The 15,482-nt window shown below is 67.2% G+C and carries 13 protein-coding genes and 1 pseudogene; 4 read left to right on the forward strand and 10 right to left on the reverse strand.

Translation table 11 applies throughout. The features are described from left to right. Positions 1 to 135: 135 nt before the first annotated feature. Positions 136 to 819, forward strand: coding sequence for a cache domain-containing protein (locus DPR14_RS27120; protein ID WP_192499262.1), 684 nt, complete (start codon positions 136 to 138; stop codon positions 817 to 819). After that, entirely contained in the window at positions 795 to 1,277 is a 483-nt protein-coding gene (locus DPR14_RS27125) for a hypothetical protein (protein ID WP_192499263.1), read from the forward strand. Before DPR14_RS27120 ends, DPR14_RS27125 begins: the two co-directional genes overlap by 25 nt. Positions 1,278 to 1,305: 28 nt before the next feature. On the opposite strand, the gene DPR14_RS04095 is transcribed toward DPR14_RS27125, so the two are convergent. The 5 genes from DPR14_RS04095 to DPR14_RS04115 all read right to left on the reverse strand — a co-directional run bounded on the left by DPR14_RS04095 (position 1,306) and on the right by DPR14_RS04115 (position 7,222). Next, on the reverse strand, positions 1,306 to 3,270 hold the full coding sequence (locus DPR14_RS04095; protein WP_158044034.1) for a glycosyltransferase: 1,965 nt from the start codon (positions 3,268 to 3,270) through the stop codon (positions 1,306 to 1,308). Between the two features lie 4 nt (positions 3,271 to 3,274). Beyond that, entirely contained in the window at positions 3,275 to 4,396 is a 1,122-nt protein-coding gene (locus tag DPR14_RS04100) for an HlyD family secretion protein (RefSeq protein ID WP_246148835.1), read from the reverse strand. Between the two features lie 201 nt (positions 4,397 to 4,597). Continuing rightward, positions 4,598 to 5,965 (reverse strand): ATP-binding protein, encoded by a 1,368-nt coding sequence (locus DPR14_RS04105; protein ID WP_158044036.1) that lies wholly within the window; start codon positions 5,963 to 5,965, stop codon positions 4,598 to 4,600. 43 nt (positions 5,966 to 6,008) lie between these two features. Further along, positions 6,009 to 6,692 (reverse strand): response regulator, encoded by a 684-nt coding sequence (locus tag DPR14_RS04110; RefSeq protein WP_158044037.1) that lies wholly within the window; start codon positions 6,690 to 6,692, stop codon positions 6,009 to 6,011. 23 nt (positions 6,693 to 6,715) lie between these two features. Next, positions 6,716 to 7,222: a MarR family winged helix-turn-helix transcriptional regulator gene (locus tag DPR14_RS04115; protein WP_158044038.1), complete on the reverse strand. Its 507-nt coding sequence runs from the start codon at positions 7,220 to 7,222 to the stop codon at positions 6,716 to 6,718. A 77-nt stretch (positions 7,223 to 7,299) separates the two neighbouring features. On the opposite strand from DPR14_RS04115, the gene DPR14_RS04120 reads away from it, so the two are divergent. Continuing rightward, complete coding sequence (locus DPR14_RS04120) at positions 7,300 to 8,196, forward strand: branched-chain amino acid aminotransferase (RefSeq protein ID WP_158044039.1); 897 nt, start codon at positions 7,300 to 7,302, stop codon at positions 8,194 to 8,196. A 362-nt stretch (positions 8,197 to 8,558) separates the two neighbouring features. Beyond that, a complete protein-coding gene (locus DPR14_RS04125; RefSeq protein WP_192499264.1) occupies positions 8,559 to 10,232 on the forward strand; it encodes a methyl-accepting chemotaxis protein in 1,674 nt (557 codons plus the stop codon). Between the two features lie 13 nt (positions 10,233 to 10,245). On the opposite strand, the pseudogene DPR14_RS28025 reads toward DPR14_RS04125, so the two are convergent. The 5 genes and pseudogenes from DPR14_RS28025 to DPR14_RS04150 form a co-directional block, all read right to left on the reverse strand. Then, positions 10,246 to 11,114, reverse strand: a pseudogene (locus DPR14_RS28025) (phytanoyl-CoA dioxygenase family protein). A gap of 567 nt (positions 11,115 to 11,681) precedes the next feature. Further along, positions 11,682 to 12,992 (reverse strand): OmpP1/FadL family transporter, encoded by a 1,311-nt coding sequence (locus tag DPR14_RS04135; RefSeq protein ID WP_158044041.1) that lies wholly within the window; start codon positions 12,990 to 12,992, stop codon positions 11,682 to 11,684. A gap of 173 nt (positions 12,993 to 13,165) precedes the next feature. Then, positions 13,166 to 13,600, reverse strand: a complete 435-nt coding sequence (locus tag DPR14_RS04140) for a CBS domain-containing protein (protein ID WP_158044042.1) — start codon at positions 13,598 to 13,600, stop codon at positions 13,166 to 13,168. A 150-nt stretch (positions 13,601 to 13,750) separates the two neighbouring features. Beyond that, positions 13,751 to 14,245: a hypothetical protein gene (locus DPR14_RS04145; RefSeq protein ID WP_158044043.1), complete on the reverse strand. Its 495-nt coding sequence runs from the start codon at positions 14,243 to 14,245 to the stop codon at positions 13,751 to 13,753. 15 nt (positions 14,246 to 14,260) lie between these two features. Beyond that, complete coding sequence (locus DPR14_RS04150; protein ID WP_158044044.1) at positions 14,261 to 15,403, reverse strand: NAD(P)/FAD-dependent oxidoreductase; 1,143 nt, start codon at positions 15,401 to 15,403, stop codon at positions 14,261 to 14,263. Between the last annotated feature and the right edge of the window lie 79 nt (positions 15,404 to 15,482).

Raw genomic sequence — 15,482 nt, forward strand, 5'->3', positions numbered from 1 at the left:
TCCCCGGCTTCCGCCGACAGATGTCGTCTGCAGGAAAATCCCGCGCCTTCACCTGATGTAAAGCGGAAATGACTTACTGAGTACTGAAGATGCCGGTGCATCATGCTCGTCATCACTTCAGTTTTGCGGTAATTCATGGCAAATCCAAAAAGCCTCTCCACTCTACTGTCCGTCAGCATCGCCGTCCTGTGCATCGCGCCGGTCGCGGGGGTCAGCCTGCTCGCCAACGGGACGATCGGCACCCGGCTGCGCGACCAGGCGGGCGCCGGTGCGCTGGACCTCAGCGCCCAGATCGCCGACAAGCTGGATCGCAGCATGTTCGAGCGCTGGCAGGACATCCGGATGATCGGCGGGATCCAGGAAACCCTGGAAACCGATTCCGACTCCGACCGGCTGAGGGTCAAGCTCGACATCCTTCAGCGCAGTTCCCCGGAATACGCCTGGATCGGTCTCGCGAGCCCGGAAGGCAAGGTCCTCGTCAGCACCAGGGGCCTGCTGGAAGGCGCCGACGTGTCGGGCAGGCCGTGGTTCCGGGCCGGCAGCCGCGACATGTTCGCCGGCGACGTGCACGAGGCGGTGCTCCTTGCCAAGAAACTGCCGCCGAACGCCGATGGCGACCCTCTGCGCTTCGTAGACGTCGCCATGCCGCTGAAGCGTCCCGACGGCGTCCCGCTCGGTGTCCTGGGGGCCCATCTCAGCTGGTCCTGGGGGAGGAGATCACCGCCTCGGTCCTCGGGATCCGGGGTGACCGGAGCGAAAGCGTCGAAGCGCTCATCGTCAGCCGCGAGGGCGACGTGCTCCTGGGGCCGGACGACATGATCGGCAGGAAGCTGGACCTGCTCAGCCTGGGCGCCGCGCGCCAGGGCGGCACGCGATACGGCTTCGAGACTTGGCCCGACGGCCGCGACTACCTGACCGCCACGACCCTGACGGTGGGGCATCGCGATTATCCCGGACTCGGCTGGTCCGTGGTCGTGCGCCAGGAGGCCGACACGGTCCTGGCCCCGATCCGGCTGTTCCAGTGGACGCTGGCGCTGCTGGCCCTGGGCGCCGCCCTGGCCGCGGCGTTCGCGGGATCGATGCTGGCGAAGCGGATCACCCGGCCGCTGCTGGAGATCGCGGACGCGGCCGACCGCATCCGCGAGTACGACCACGACGCCCGCATCCCCTATGCCCGCTCCTATGCCGAGGTCTTCCGGCTCTCCAGCGCGCTGGTCGACCTGGACGCCAGGCTGCGTCGGCGCGTGGCCAACCGGCCCAAGGCTCCCGCCGCCTGAGGCCGCTCCTCCTCGACCTGCCGGCGGCCTACTGGGCCGCGCGGCGGCCGAGCCCGGCCAGCAGGCCCCGCCAGTTCACCCGCGAAACGTTGAGCTGGTAGCCGTCCGAGTAGATCTTCCGGATCATCCTGTCGCGGGTCTCGGCATCGTGGAGGAACTTCACCACGAAGGCGCCGTCGCGCTCGTTGACGACCGTCACCGGCACCATGCCGACATCGGCCATATGGAGCAGGAAGCCGTCGCCGACGGCGGCCGGAGCGGTCCCTTGGATGCGGGCTCCGCCGAGCGAGATGTCGATCAGGCGCGCCGGGATCAGGTCGCCGGACAGCTCCATCTCCACCTCCTCGTCGGTCGGGTAGCGTTCGTCGCCGCGCAGCCGGGGCAGTTCGATGCACACCATCATCGCCAGCAGCAGGACAATCAGGTTGTAGAAGCTCCAGAACAGGATCACGAGCTTGCCGTCCCCGGCGCCGCCGTCCGGGGCATAGTCGGACAGCATGGCGTAGACCATGCCGCCGACTGTCATCAGCGACAGCGCGCCGAACCGCCGCATCATGGCCCACTGAACGACCCGCCTGCTGCGCTCGCCGCCCTTGGCGGTGACCTTGAACTTCTGTCCCTTGGGTCGCAGCAGGCCCGTGAATACCGCCCGGTTGATCTCGAACATGGTCAGCACCTGGCTGACATCGTTCATGATCGGGACGATCTTGCCCCCGGTGGTCCAGTTCAGCGCGATCATGACGGCGACGAAATAGGGGACGAAGTATGTCACCACGTCGGGAAACGACGCGTTCACCGCGCTGATGCCGAACCACCAGTAGAGCGCCGGGATCACCAGGCAGGCCAGCCGGAAACAGAAGGTCGAACTCCAGTAGAGCAGGGCGTCCAGCAGGCCGAGACGGTCCATCCAGTCCAGCCGGTTGCGCCGGAACGGGCTGAGCGGCCCGCGGACGATCTGCATCAGCCCCAGGCACCAGCGTCCCCGCTGGGTCACGTACTCCTTCATCCCCTCGGGGGCCAGGCCGTCGCTCAACCGCTCGTTCAGGTAGACGGTGCGCAGCCCGTGCTGCTTCAGGCGCAGGGTGACCAGGAAGTCCTCGGTCACGCTGTCGGTCGGAAAGCCGCCGATCGCCCTCAGCCCGTCCCAGCGCATCATCGAGGAGGTGCCGCAGCAGAAAGCGATGCCCCAGGCGTCGCGGCAGGCCATCAGATGGTCGAAGAAGAAGCGCTGCTCGTCGGGATAGGCCCGGCCGATCCGCAGGTTCGACTGGATCGGGTCGGGATTGAAGAAGTGCTGCGGCGTCTGGACCAGCCCGACCGAGGGGTCGTGGAACAGGGCCAGCGTGCGGCTGACGAAGTCGTCGTGGGCAACGAAATCGGCGTCGAGCACGACGATGAACTCCGGCTCCGGCTCCAGGGTGGCCAGGTGCGCCAGGCCGTTGTTGATGTTGCCGGCCTTGGCGTGGCTGTTGTCGGGCCGGGTCAGGTAGCCGACGCCGCGGGCGGCGCACAGGTCGCGCAGCCAGTCCCGCCGGCCGTCGTCCAGCACCCAGACGCGGAGCTTCGGATGGTCGATGCCCAGCGCGCCGGCGATGGTCCGCGACAGGATCGCCTCTTCCTCGTTGTAGGTGGTGATCAGGACGTCCACCTGCGGCGGCCGGTCGGCCGGCCACCACCGCGCGTTCGCCGTCGCCTCACCCCGCCGGTCGCGGGTCCTGACCAGGATCAAGGAGGAGAGCGTGGAGCCCAGCATCACCAGCATCTCCAGCGCCATGAAGACGGCGCCGCAGACGAAATCGGCGTCGAGCGCAGGCGGCGGCAGCGTCTGGGTCAGCCGCCAGGCGATGTAGCGCCAGCCCGTGCCGACCGACACCGTGAACAGCAGGACGCGCACCCTCGTGTCGGAGGTCGAGCAGAACGGCAGGATCGACAGGGCCAGCCCCGCGATCACCAGCGACGGCGCCAGGCCCGCCTCCAGGGCGGAGAAGACCATCGGCCTACAGGCCCAGCCAGGCGCGCAGCCGTCCGGTCCCGTCGCCGAAACCGGAGAACGAGATCTTGCCGGTCCGGCCGACCGCGCAGTTCGCCTCCGGGTCGTTCAGCACGCCGGGCACCGACAGCGCCACGTCGTAGCGCTGGAGATGATCCGGTCCCGGGCTGATCGCCAAGTTGTTGTAGACCGTCGCGGCGCCGGACCCGGCGAGCCGGAGAACCACCGCGTCGTAGCTCCGGCGGGTGCCGGCCAGCCGGAACCGGGCCGGATCGCCGACCCGCAGGCGGTTGTAGTCGCGCTCGCCGACCGACGCGGTGACCACCGTGGTCGAGCAGTCCAGCAGGCGCAGGATGTCCTGGCCCTTCCGGGCATATTCGCCGGCACCCAGCGCCGCCTCCCAGACCCGGCCGTCCACGGGAGAGTTCAGGAACGCCTCGCGCATCCGGCCGACCCGCTGGCGCTCCACGGCGATGTGGTCGCGCACCTTGGCCAGCCGGCCGGTGCGTTCCTCCAGGCCGGCGCGCAACTCGGCGGCCAGCAGGTCCAGCTCCATCGTCCGCTGGCTCGAATAGGGCGTGTCGTTGTAGCTGTCGCCCAGGAAGGTCCCTTTGGACGCCGCCGCGTACTGGATCCTCAGCGTCTCGACCCGGGCGGCGGCGGCCTTCGCGGCGAGGGCCGCGACGCTGTGGCCGGCGCTCGCCTTGTCCAGCATGGCCGCGGACTGGATGCCCTTGGCCTTCAGCTCCTCGGCCCGGACCAGGGTGGCTTCGGATTCCTGGGTGGTCGCCCTGGCGCCGGCCAGCATGGCCTCCGCCTCGTCGATCTGGGCGCGCAGCTGGCGGAGCCGGCCCTCCTGGTAGGACAGGGTGCGTCCGGCAAGTTCCGTCCTGCTTTGCTTCAGGTCGGAGAGCCTGGCCCGGAGCAAAGCGGTTTCCGCGGCCAGCGCGTCGGCGGAGCGCTCCAGGTCCTGGACCCGCGCATCGTCGGCACGCTCGTCGGTGACGCTGCCCAAGACCTCGCGGGCCTGGACGCGTTGGCCGATCGTCAGAGGCTTCAGTTCCAGGTATCCGTCGATCGGAGACCTGACCATGGCGACCCGAGCATTGATCACGGCATCACTGCTCACGATCGAGAAACCTTCACCGATCAGGATATACATACCCAAACCGGATATTACTGCTCCGGCTATCAGCTTAGCCGATTTGTTGGGCACCTTTATCTTCCCATCTCAGATACTACCAGATGATGGAAGTATTATTAGAGGATGGTTGATAATCGGTAAGCGTACCGGGATATGCAGGCCGGCGGCCCCGCGCCGGGGGCCGGGTCAGACCGGCAGCCGCACCACCGCGCGCAGGCCGCCGCGCGGGCTTTCCGCCAGCGTGATGTCGCCGCCGTGGCTTCGGATCACGTCGCGGGCGATGGTCAGGCCGAGGCCGACGCCTCCGGTCGACCGGTTCCGCGATTCCTCCAGCCGGAAGAAGGGGCGGAACACGTCCTCGTGGGAGCCGGCCGGGATGCCGGGACCGTCGTCGTCCACGGTGATCTCGATCGCGTCGTCGCGCCGGCCGGCCTGGACCCAGACATGGTCGGCATAGCGCCGCGCGTTCCCGATCAGGTTGGCGAGGCAGCGCTTGACCGAGTTCGGGCGGAGCGGCAGGCTCATCTCGCCTTCCAGGTGGACGTCCACGACGGCCCCGTCGCGCCGCGCCGTGCCGACCGCCTCGTTGATCAGGCGGTTCAGGTCGGTCGGCACCGGCGTCTCGGCGCCCTCGCCGCGGGCGAAGGCCAGGTAACCCTCGATCATCTGCTCCATCTCGATCACGTCGGTCTTCAGGTCGTCCACGTCGGGCCCGTCGCCGAACAGCTCGAGCTGAAGCTTCATGCGGGTCAGCGGCGTGCGCAGGTCGTGGGAGACGCCGGCCAGCATCTCGGTCCGCTGGCTGATCTGACGCTGGATCCGTTCGCGCATCACCAGGAAGGCGGCGGCGGCCTGCCGGACCTCCGTGGCGCCCTCCAGCTTGAACCGGGTCACGTCCCGGCCCTTGCCGAAGGCGTCCGCCGCCGCGGCCAGCCGGCGGATCGGCCGGATCTGGTTGCGCATGAAGATGATCGCGATCGCGAACAGCACCATGGCGGCGCCGACCATCCAGAGCAGGAAGATATAGGTCGTCGAGCTGAACAGGCGGCGTTCGGGCGCCATCACCGACAGCACGCCGTCGGCCATCTGCACCCGGATCTCGACCCAGTTGCTGGCGATCCGGGTATCGACCGTGAAGGGCTTCCGCACCCGTTCGTCCAGCGCCATGCCCAGCGTGCGCTCCAGCAGGCTGCTCAGCTCCTGCCGGCGGTTCGGGATGACGGCTTCCGGCTCGAAGGTGATGATCAGGTCCATGGTGCGCGCCGCCATGGCCAGCGTGTCCGTGCGGTCGGCGATCGAGACATCGCGTTCCAGCTGCTCGATCACCATGCCGATCTCGCCGGCCACCGCGAAGGCCAGCCGGTTGGTCATGGTCTCCCAGTGCCGGTCGTAGAAGATCCAGGTGGCGACCACCTGGAGCAGGATGACCGGCGTGACGATGATCAGCAGCGACCGCCCGAACAGCGTCTGGGGCAGCATCCGCTTGATCAGCCCGCGCGGTCCGCGCCGGTCCGGACCGTAGCTGCGCGCGGTCAGCTCATGTATCGCCGTCATGGCCCTGCCTCGTCATTCCGGGAAACGGACCCGGCCGATGAATTCATTCCGATCTCAGAACATAACCCTCGCCGCGCACGGTGTGGAGATAGCGCGGCAGCCTGGGATCGTCCTCCAGCTTGCTGCGCAGGCGGCTGACCTGGACGTCCACGGTGCGGGCGTTGCCGACGATACCGGCGCGGTCCGCCAGTTCCTCGCGGGTCAGGATGGCTCCGGGCTGGCTTGCCAGGACCCTCAGCAGGGCCGCCTCGGCGCTGGTCAGGCGCACCGTCTCGTCACCGGCGCGCAGCTCCTCCCGGTCGGGGACGAAGGTCCATTTGCCGATCCGCAGGTCGGCCATCGGCTCGACCGGGCGCGGCACCCGGCGCAGGATCGAGGTGATGCGCAGGACCAGCTCGCGCGGCTCGAAGGGTTTGCTCATGTAGTCGTCGGCGCCCGCTTCCAGCCCGGCGATGCGGTCGTCCAGCTCGCCCCGCGCGGTCAGCAGCAGGATCGGCACCTGGCTTTCGCGCCGCAGGCTCTCGGTCAGATCCAGGCCGCTTTCCCCCGGCATCATCACGTCCAGCACGATCAGGTCGAAGGCGAGGCTGCCGAGCTTGGCCCGGGCGTCGGCCGCGTGCTGCGCGGTGGTCACCATGAAACCGTTCTTCACCAGGTACTTGCGCAGCACCTCCCGCAGCCTCAGGTCGTCGTCGACCACCAGGATGTGGGGCATCTCCTCGGTCATGGCGGCATCCTGTCAGCGTTTCGTCAGCGTTTCGGGGGCGGGCGGTCCATCCTGGCGGTGAATTTCGGGCGGTCCTCGTCGTCGATGATCCCCAGCATGACCTCGCGGAAGCCTTCCACCGCGACGGCGCCGGCCTTGCGGTAGGCCTTCGCGATCCGCTGGCGCTGGCTCTCGGACAGCTGGCGCTCCAGCTCGACGCCCTTCTCGGTCAGCTCCAGCAGCCGCTGGCGCCGGTCGCGCACGCCCGGCCGCTGGGTCACGAAGCCCAGGCGGACCAGCTCGCTCAGGACGCGCGACAGGCTCTGCTTCGTTATGCGCAGAATCGATAGCAGCTCTGTAACGGTTATCGCCGGGTTCCGGCCGATGAAGTAGATGACCCGGTGGTGGGCTCGCCCGAGGCCGATTTTGCCAAGGATTGCATCGGGTTCGGCGGTGAAGTCGCGATAGGCGTAGAACAGCAGCTCCATGCCCTGGCGCAATTCCTCCTCGCGCAGGAAGAGGGGGTTCACCCCGGTTTTTACGTCAGCCATGTTGACACAAGTGCAATCCGAATGTTACGTGTTACCCGCCATACCGAGACATAATCTAACAATGAAAGTGGTTTGTGATGTCCATGCTTCCCTTCGATGACCGCGAGGGCCAGATCTGGTTCGATGGCGAACTGATCCCGTGGCGCGACGCCAAGGTCCATGTTCTGACCCACGGCCTGCACTATGCAAGCTGTGTATTCGAAGGTGAGCGGGTTTACAACGGTTCCGTCTTCAAGCTGACGGAACATTCCGAGCGGCTTGCCAAGTCCGCCGAAGTGCTGGGCTTTTCGCTGCCCTACAGCGTCGGGGAGATCGACGCGGCGACCAACCTGGTGGTCAAGGCGCAGGGCTACACCGACGCTTATGTCCGGCCGGTGGCGTGGCGCGGCAGCGAGATGATGGGCGTCTCCGCCCAGCAGAACACCATCCATGTGGCGATCGCCTGCTGGGAGTGGCCGAGCTACTTCTCGCCGGAGGCGCGCATGGCCGGCATCAAGCTGCAGACCAGCAAGTGGGCGCGGCCGGCTCCCAACACGGCGCCGACCAACAGCAAGGCGGCCGGCCTTTACATGATCTGCACCATGAGCAAGCACGCCGCCGAGAACGAGGGTTTCCACGACGCGCTGATGCTGGATTACCGCGGGCGCGTGGCCGAGGCGACCGGTGCCAACTTCTTCATGGCGGTGGACGGCAAGCTGCACACCCCCGTGCCCGACTGCTTCCTGGACGGCATCACCCGCCGCACCGTGATCGACCTCGCCAAGCGGCGCGGCATCGAGGTGATCGAGCGGGCGATCATGCCGGACGAGCTGAAGACGGCCGACGAGATCTTCCTGACCGGCACCGCCGCCGAGGTGACCCCGGTCGGCCAGATCGACGACCTGAAGTTCACGCCCGGCCAGATGTGCCAGACGCTGATGACCGACTACGACACCCTCGTGCGCGGCGCCACCGCGGCGGCGGCGGCGGAGTAGCCTGTCCGGTCCGGTCCAGGCGTGTTTCGGGGCGGCGGAAGTTTCGGCTTCCGCCGCCCTTTTGCTTGTGCTCCGGCCGCGCTTCCCTTTGAACCGCCCCGGATCGGCCGATGTAGTGCCGCGCATCAATTCTTTCCCCGGGTGTGACGTGTGCGGGCGAACATTGCGAAAGCGACAGATTGCGAAAATTACGTAGACTTAAAAGTTTTGTCATCCCCTCTGCGACATCTTGTTCAGACATAATCCCGAACTTCCGACTATTGTAGTGTCGGAGCGGGGCTTCCGGTTCGCGGATCGGACGGCCGATGTCTTCGGATATGCAACCAGTGAAAATCGGCTTCGGTGGTCAAGGAGGGTTCGTGATGGGAGGGCGTGAGGAGCAGGGCTTGGAGCCGGGCAGGAGCAGGTTCTCGCTCAAGAGCATCAACCAGAAGGTCATCCTGTCGGTCGCGCTGCTGCTGATCGGCGGGCTGGGCGGGCTCGTCGCCTACCAGAGCTACACGTCGCGAGTCCTGGCACTCAGCACTTTCGACGACAGCAACGCCATCCTCACCGCGACTCTGGGCGACAACATGTCCAGCGCGGTGAAATATGCGCGGACCGAGGCGCTCGCCAACTCCTACAAGGAGATCGCGCAGAACACGCGCGCCGGACTGGACGGGGTGATGGTCCACGCCGCCGACGGCAAGCTCCTCAACGAGTTCGCGCAGCCCGGCTTCGACAAGACCCTGCTCCAGGCTTTCATCGAGTCCAACAAGCTGCCGGCGGACAGCAACATCGTCACGGCTGCGACCGACGACCACACCTACATGATCATCCCCGTGGCGTTCGGAGCCCAGCGCGAGCGGATCGGCACGCTGGCGGTGGCCTGGAGCCGAGCCGCCGTGATGAAGGCGATCGCCGACGACACCATGGCATCGGCGCTGATCTCCATCGGGATCGTGGCGCTGCTCGTCACCGCGCTATACCTCCTGCTCCGCCTGGTGGTCATACGCCCGACCGGCGTCATCTCCGAAGCCATGGCGAAGATCACGCGGGGCGACCTGAACTTCGAACTGGACCTGGTCCGGCGCGGCGACGAGATCGGCACCATGGCGCGTGCGGTCGGCGTCTTCCGCGAGAATGCCATCAAGGTTCTCGACTTCGCCCGCGAGCAGGACCGCCTGAAGTCGGAAGCCGAGCAGAAGCGGGTCGAGATGGTCGGCAACATGGCCAACGACTTCGACCGCAAGATGGCTTCCGTGCTCGACACGGTGTCGCGGTCGGCCGACGAGATGGCTTCCTTCGCCCGCGCCATGTCGGAGAAGATGAACGAGGCCGAGCGCGGCACCGCGGAGATCACCCGTGCCACTGACAACACCATCTCCAACGTCGGCAACATCGCCGCGGCGACGGAGGAGCTGTCCGCCACCACCAGCGAGATCGCCCAGCGGATCAACGAGAGCGTCGACGTCGCCCGCAAGACCGCCAGCGCCGCCGACCAGACGAGCCGGACCATCGCCGACCTGGCCGCCCAGGCGCTCAAGATCGGCGACATCGTTCAACTCATCAACGACATCGCGGGCAAGACGAACCTGCTGGCGCTGAACGCCACGATCGAGGCGGCGCGCGCTGGCGAAGCCGGCCGGGGTTTCGCCGTCGTCGCGTCGGAGGTCAAGGCCCTGGCCAGCCAGACCGCCCAGGCGACCGACGAGATCACCCACCAGATCATGGGGGTCCAGCAGGTCACCAACCGCGCGGTGGAGGAGATCCGCACGATCTCGGCCGTCGCCGACGGCGCGCGGGAGATCGCCTCCGGGATCGCCGCCGCCGTGGAGGAGCAGAACATTACCACCCAGGACATCTCGCAGGCGGCCGCCCACGCCGCCAACGGCACGCAGGCGGTCGCCAGCAACATCAACGTGGTGACTCTGGGGGTGGTCGACGCCAGCCAGACGACCCGCCAGCTGCTGGAGGCCAGCCAGGAGGTGACGAAGCAATTCGATTACCTGCGGGCCCAGGTCAAGCAGTTCCTCAACGACATGCGGGCAGCTTAAGCCGGCACCCGCCTCATCCGACGACGCGGTGCAGGGCGCTGGACAGGGATTGCTTGATCACCCGCTGCGCCCGGTTGGACCAGCGCTGCTCATAGGCCCGCTGGCGCTCCAGCCGGGCGGTCGGCTTGTCGACGTTCCAGGGATAGTCGACGGGCACCACCGGCTCGGCCTTTTGCACCGCGAACAGGAGCGAATAGACCTTCCGCGGCTGGCTGGACCGGTTCGGCCCGGCATAGTGCAGCGTGCGGCTGTGGTGGATCGAAACCGACCCTTGCGCAGCGGGACGGTGATGGCCTTGTCCAGATCGACGCCAACCGCCTCCAGTCCCTCGATCCGCTTGTCGTCCCGGTAGTTCCGGTGCGTCAGCATCGGCCCCTTGTGGCTCTCCGGAACGAAGGTCAGGCAGCCGTTCTCCTCGTCCACGTCCTGCAGGGGCAGCCAGATCGTGATGTTCTCCACATGGCTGCCGGCCCGGTGGAACGCCTGGTCCTGGTGCCAGGGGGTGGCTGATTCAGGGTGCGGCGGCTTGCTGATGGCGTGGTCGAACGAGAACCGCGCGTCCGCACCGAGCAGCGTCCTGGCTACCGCCTCGGCATTGGCCCAGAAAACCGTGCGCAGCAGTTCCGGCGCGTATTTGGCGGGATGGAGAAGCTGCGGCAGCTTGAACTCGTCGCCCCGGTCCAGCCCGGCGATGTCGTAGAAGTCGCCTTCCTTCCAGCCGGCGCGGGTCCGGAACAGCCTCTGGAACGAGCGGTCGATCTCGTCGACCTGGGCGATGTCGACGAAGTTGGGGATCGTCAGGTGCCCCTCCTTCCAGAACGTGTCGATCTGATGCTTGCTGAGCGCCACCCGCGGCTGGCGCTTGACCAGGTTCCAGCGCATGTCGAACGGCAGCGTCTTATCGAGAACCACGTCGAGAACGGTCAATTCAGTCTCCGAGGGCAATTAGTCGAATTTGTATTTGTCGGGGCAGTTTTTCATGGGCGGGTAAGGGAAATCACTTCGAAAGCCGTACTAATCCGTGGGCGCGACGGAACACCTCGCCCGGTTCCCGATCGCGTCGCGATGTGGGAACCGGGCGCGCCCGGAAGCTGAGGAAATCGAATCGAAAGAACCCCGATCTCCCTCGAGCGGTGGCCCCGAAGGATATTCTTCGAAAGCCGGGCCATGGCCGGGCTGAACCGGGGGCGTCTTATGTTAGCGCCCGAGTCCCTGATCCTCTCCACAAGTGCGGGCGAGGATCAGGGTGAGGCGGCTCGAAGGTCAAGACGCCGCCCTGGTGGCCGAAGCCCCGGAAGAAGCCTCGGCGGAAACAGTGACCCCGCGCCGGTACCCAGGCCCGTTCCCGCGCCGCCGAGCGGCCCTTGCGTCGCCACGACCGGAGCGGCGACCCGGGTCCTGCCGGGCACGGGGACCGACCCGCCGCCCAGACCGGCCCGCCGCCGCGCCTCAGAACTTGTAGCGCAGCGACGCGGCGATGATGTCGACGCTGCCCTCGCTCACGGCGCGCGTGTTGGTGGACAGGGCGGCGACGGCGCCGGGCTGCGTGGTGTTGATGTCGGCATCGTCGATGATGATGTGGGTATAGGCCACGTCCACGACGAAGCTCTCCGACAGGGTATAGGAGGCGCCGGCGCTCAGCCAGTACCGGTCGGCGTCCGGCGTGCGGGTCGAGCGGAAATTGTCGACGGTCGGCGTCTCGTCGTATTGGAAGCCGCCGCGCACCGTCCAGGTATCGTTGATCTCGTACTGCGCGCCGACCGCCAGCGAGAAGGTATCCTCGTAGTTCTGGCCGACGACCTGGTCGGGCAGCCCCGGCCGCTGGACCCGGATCTCCTCGAAGTTGCTCCAGCCGTACCAATTGTACTCCGCCATCAGGGTCAGCTTCGGGGTCAGCTCGTGGGCGACGCCGACCGCGATGATGTCGGGCAGGTTGAGGTCCGCGGTGCCGGGCGAGGTGTTGAACGTGGTACCGGCACGGCTCAACTGGACGTCGCCGTCAAGCGTATGCTCCACCTTGGACCGGTAGTGAATGCCGATCCGCGTCGTCGGGATCGGCTCGAACAGCACGCCCACATTGTAGCCGAACGTCCAGTCGTCGCCCTCCACCTTGGAGATGATGTCGGGCCCGGTTCCGGTGAACACCGCGTTGGTCAGCTTGGCGTCGGCATACTGGATGTCGATGCCGCCGCCGATCGAGATCCAGTCGTTGACCCGGTAGGCGACGCTCGGCGCAATGTTGAGGGTCAGCAGGTCGGTCTCGATCGAGTCGTACCGTCCGAACCAGTTCGGGTCGTACTTGTTGGCGAGGCCGAACGGGGCGGAGATGCCCAGTCCCACCCACAGATCCCGGTCCATCAGCGGATAGGCGAAATAGGCGTTCGGAACCGGCGTCGGGTCGTAGGGATTGCCGCCGTCGTTGCCGCCGGTCGGGCTGGTCAGCGCGCCGGCCGGCGTCTGGATCGTCGTGGTCGATCCGCGGTTCTCCAGATCGGCGCGCGGGATCAGCAGATGGACGCCTGCGGTGGCTTCGGGGCCTTCCAGCCGGGTCATGCCGGCGGGATTGAAGAAGATGGTGCTGGCGTCCTCGCTGATCGCGGACTCGCCGGCGAAAGCGCGACCCAGCCCGGTGACGCTCTGCTCCTTGATGTAGAAGCCGGCGGCCTGGACGGCCTGGGTGCCGGCGAGCAGGGCGATCGCCGAGGTGGCGGCCAGGGCGGCAGCCGTCGCGCGTCCCGGGAAGCGCTTGGTGGGGGTCATTGGGTTGTCTCTCCCTACTGATTCTTTTTCCGCGGATTATTGTTCAGTGCCACGGATGCAGGAGAAACGGGTACTAGCAGTTTACGTAAACGTCAAGCGTCCCGTGGGGAGAAAAAGACGAAGCGCCCGCAGGTGTGGCGCTTCGTCTACACAGGCGTATCCGCGAGTGCGGATCAACCCTGTCCGGTCACGTAGCCGCGCAGGGTTTCCACCTCGAGCTCTGTCTCGTCCAGACGCTGCTTGACCACGTCGCCGATGCTGATCATGCCCAGCAGTTTCCCGCCGTCGACCACCGGAAGGTGGCGGAACCGGCGCTTCGTCATGATGGTCATGATCTCGGCGATGGTATCGGAGGGGGAGCACTGCTGTACGTCGCGGGTCATCACCTCTTCGACCCGCCGGTTCAGCGCGTCGCTGCCGAATCGGGTCAGGGAGCGGATGATGTCGCGTTCGGAGATGATGCCGCGGATGCCTTCGTTGCCGTCCAGCACCAGAACGGCGCCGATCCGGTTCTCGGTCAGCAGGTTCGCGGCCTCCCCGATGGTTCGCTCGGGCGCGACGGAAACGACGTTGGAGCCCTTGCGCTTGATGACGGCTGCGACATGCATGGGACCTGCTCCTCCTTGTCAGGGCGGCCCGTGCGGAAGATGCAGCCGGACCGCCATCGTTGGTCTTGTCGGTGGACAGGCCATGATACGTCCATTCCAGGGTCGTCGTGCAAGCCGGAGTTGTCGCTGCTCTCTTTATTGTGCGAGCTCCTACCGTCCGGCTTGAGCCGACTGCCCGGAAACCTGGGTCAGGCAATTCTCGATGATGGTCTGGCACTGGGCGAGCTGGCTGCCCCCGATACCCTCCGGGCCGCCATAGACGATCCGCTCGACCACGCCTTCGCGGAGCGTGAAAGTCGCCTGGCAGCTGAAGTTCCGGAAATCGTAGGTCGGCGCGAAGGAGCCGTAATGGGGAAAGCCGTAACCATAGCCATGATACGGGAAGCGGCTGAAGCCCATCAGCGGCGTGTAGCTCTGGTAGACCACCGTCCGGTTGCTGGTGTAGGTAAAATATTCCAGGTTGTCGATCGCGGCCGTCCGTTCCGGGACGCCGGCGCAGGACAGCAGCGTCTCCTTCGGCATGCCGACGAAGGCCGTCTGCGCGAACAGCGCTTCATCGGCGCGCGGGTTGGCGCAGGACGCCAGCGCCGCGGCGCAGAGGCCCAGCAGGGCGGAACGCAGGGGGAATGCCGCAAGGGAGATCATCGTTCGCTTCCTCGTTCAGGGCGCCCGCAACCGCTCCGGCGCCAGATCCACGGCCTTCACGCCGAGAGCGGCCAGATCCTCCGGCACCCTGCCGTCGGCCAGCAGCCCGGCGGCGGTCCGCGCCATGCCCGGCGCGGTCTGGATGCCGTAGCCGCCCTGGCCGGCCAGCCAAAAGAATCCTTCCGCCTCCGGGTCGGGTCCCACCACCGGGCTCTTGTCCGGGGCGAAGGTCCGAAGTCCGGCCCAGCGGTGGCTGATCCGCCGGACCTTGAAGAGGCACGCCCGCTCGATCCGGTCAACCGTCAGGGCGATGTCGAGTTCCTCCGGCTGGACGTCGCAAGGCTCGACCGGCGTCTCGTCGGCCGGCGAGCCCAGGAGCCGGCCGCCCTCCGGCTTGAAATAGAACGTTTCGTCCACGTCGCACACCATCGGCCAGAGGGGCAAGGCGGCCTCGTCCGGGACCGGCGTGGGATCGAAGGTGATCGCGGTCCTGCGCTTCGGGACCAGGCCGATCGGCGCCAGCCCGGCCAGGACGGCCACGGCATCGGCCCAGGCCCCGGCGGCGTTCACGACCCAGGGGGCATCGTGGACGCCGGCGCGGGTCTCCGCCCGCCAGGTCCCGCCTCGGCGGGTCAGCGCCAGCAGTTCCGCGTCGGTGACGATCTCGCCGCCTCGGGCGCGCAGCCCGCGCAGATAGCCCTGGTGGATCGCGGCGACGTCCATGTCCATGGCGTCCGGCTCCCACACCGCGCCCGCCGCATAGTCCGGCCGCAGCATCGGGGCCAGCGCCAGGGTGGCGTCGCGGTCCAGCAGGCCGACGGAAGGCGTCAGCACGCTGCCGGAATGGAACGCGCGGTCCAGGCTGTCCGTCTGGTCCTCTCGCCCGACCAGCACCACGCCGCGCGGGGTCAGCACCGGATGTTCGGCGAAGCCGGAGGTCACGACGGCATCGTAGAAGGGGCGGCTGCCGACGGTCAGCGCCCGGATCACCGCGTTGCCGTAGGTCTCGGTATAGAGGGCGGCGGAGCGGCCGGTCGAGTGATAGCCCGGCTGTGCCTCGCGCTCCAGCAGCACGACCCGGCCGCGGGATGAGAGCTCATACGCCGCGGAGGCTCCGGCAATGCCGGCGCCGATGATCAGGAAGTCGCAGGAAGTCATGATCCGCCATCAGTGTTCAGGGCTTCCCCGTAATCTACGCCCCGGAGAAGGCTTCGTCACATCCCACTGAGAGGGATGG

The sequence above is a fragment of the Skermanella pratensis genome, assembly GCF_008843145.1.
Lineage (GTDB): Bacteria > Pseudomonadota > Alphaproteobacteria > Azospirillales > Azospirillaceae > Skermanella > Skermanella pratensis.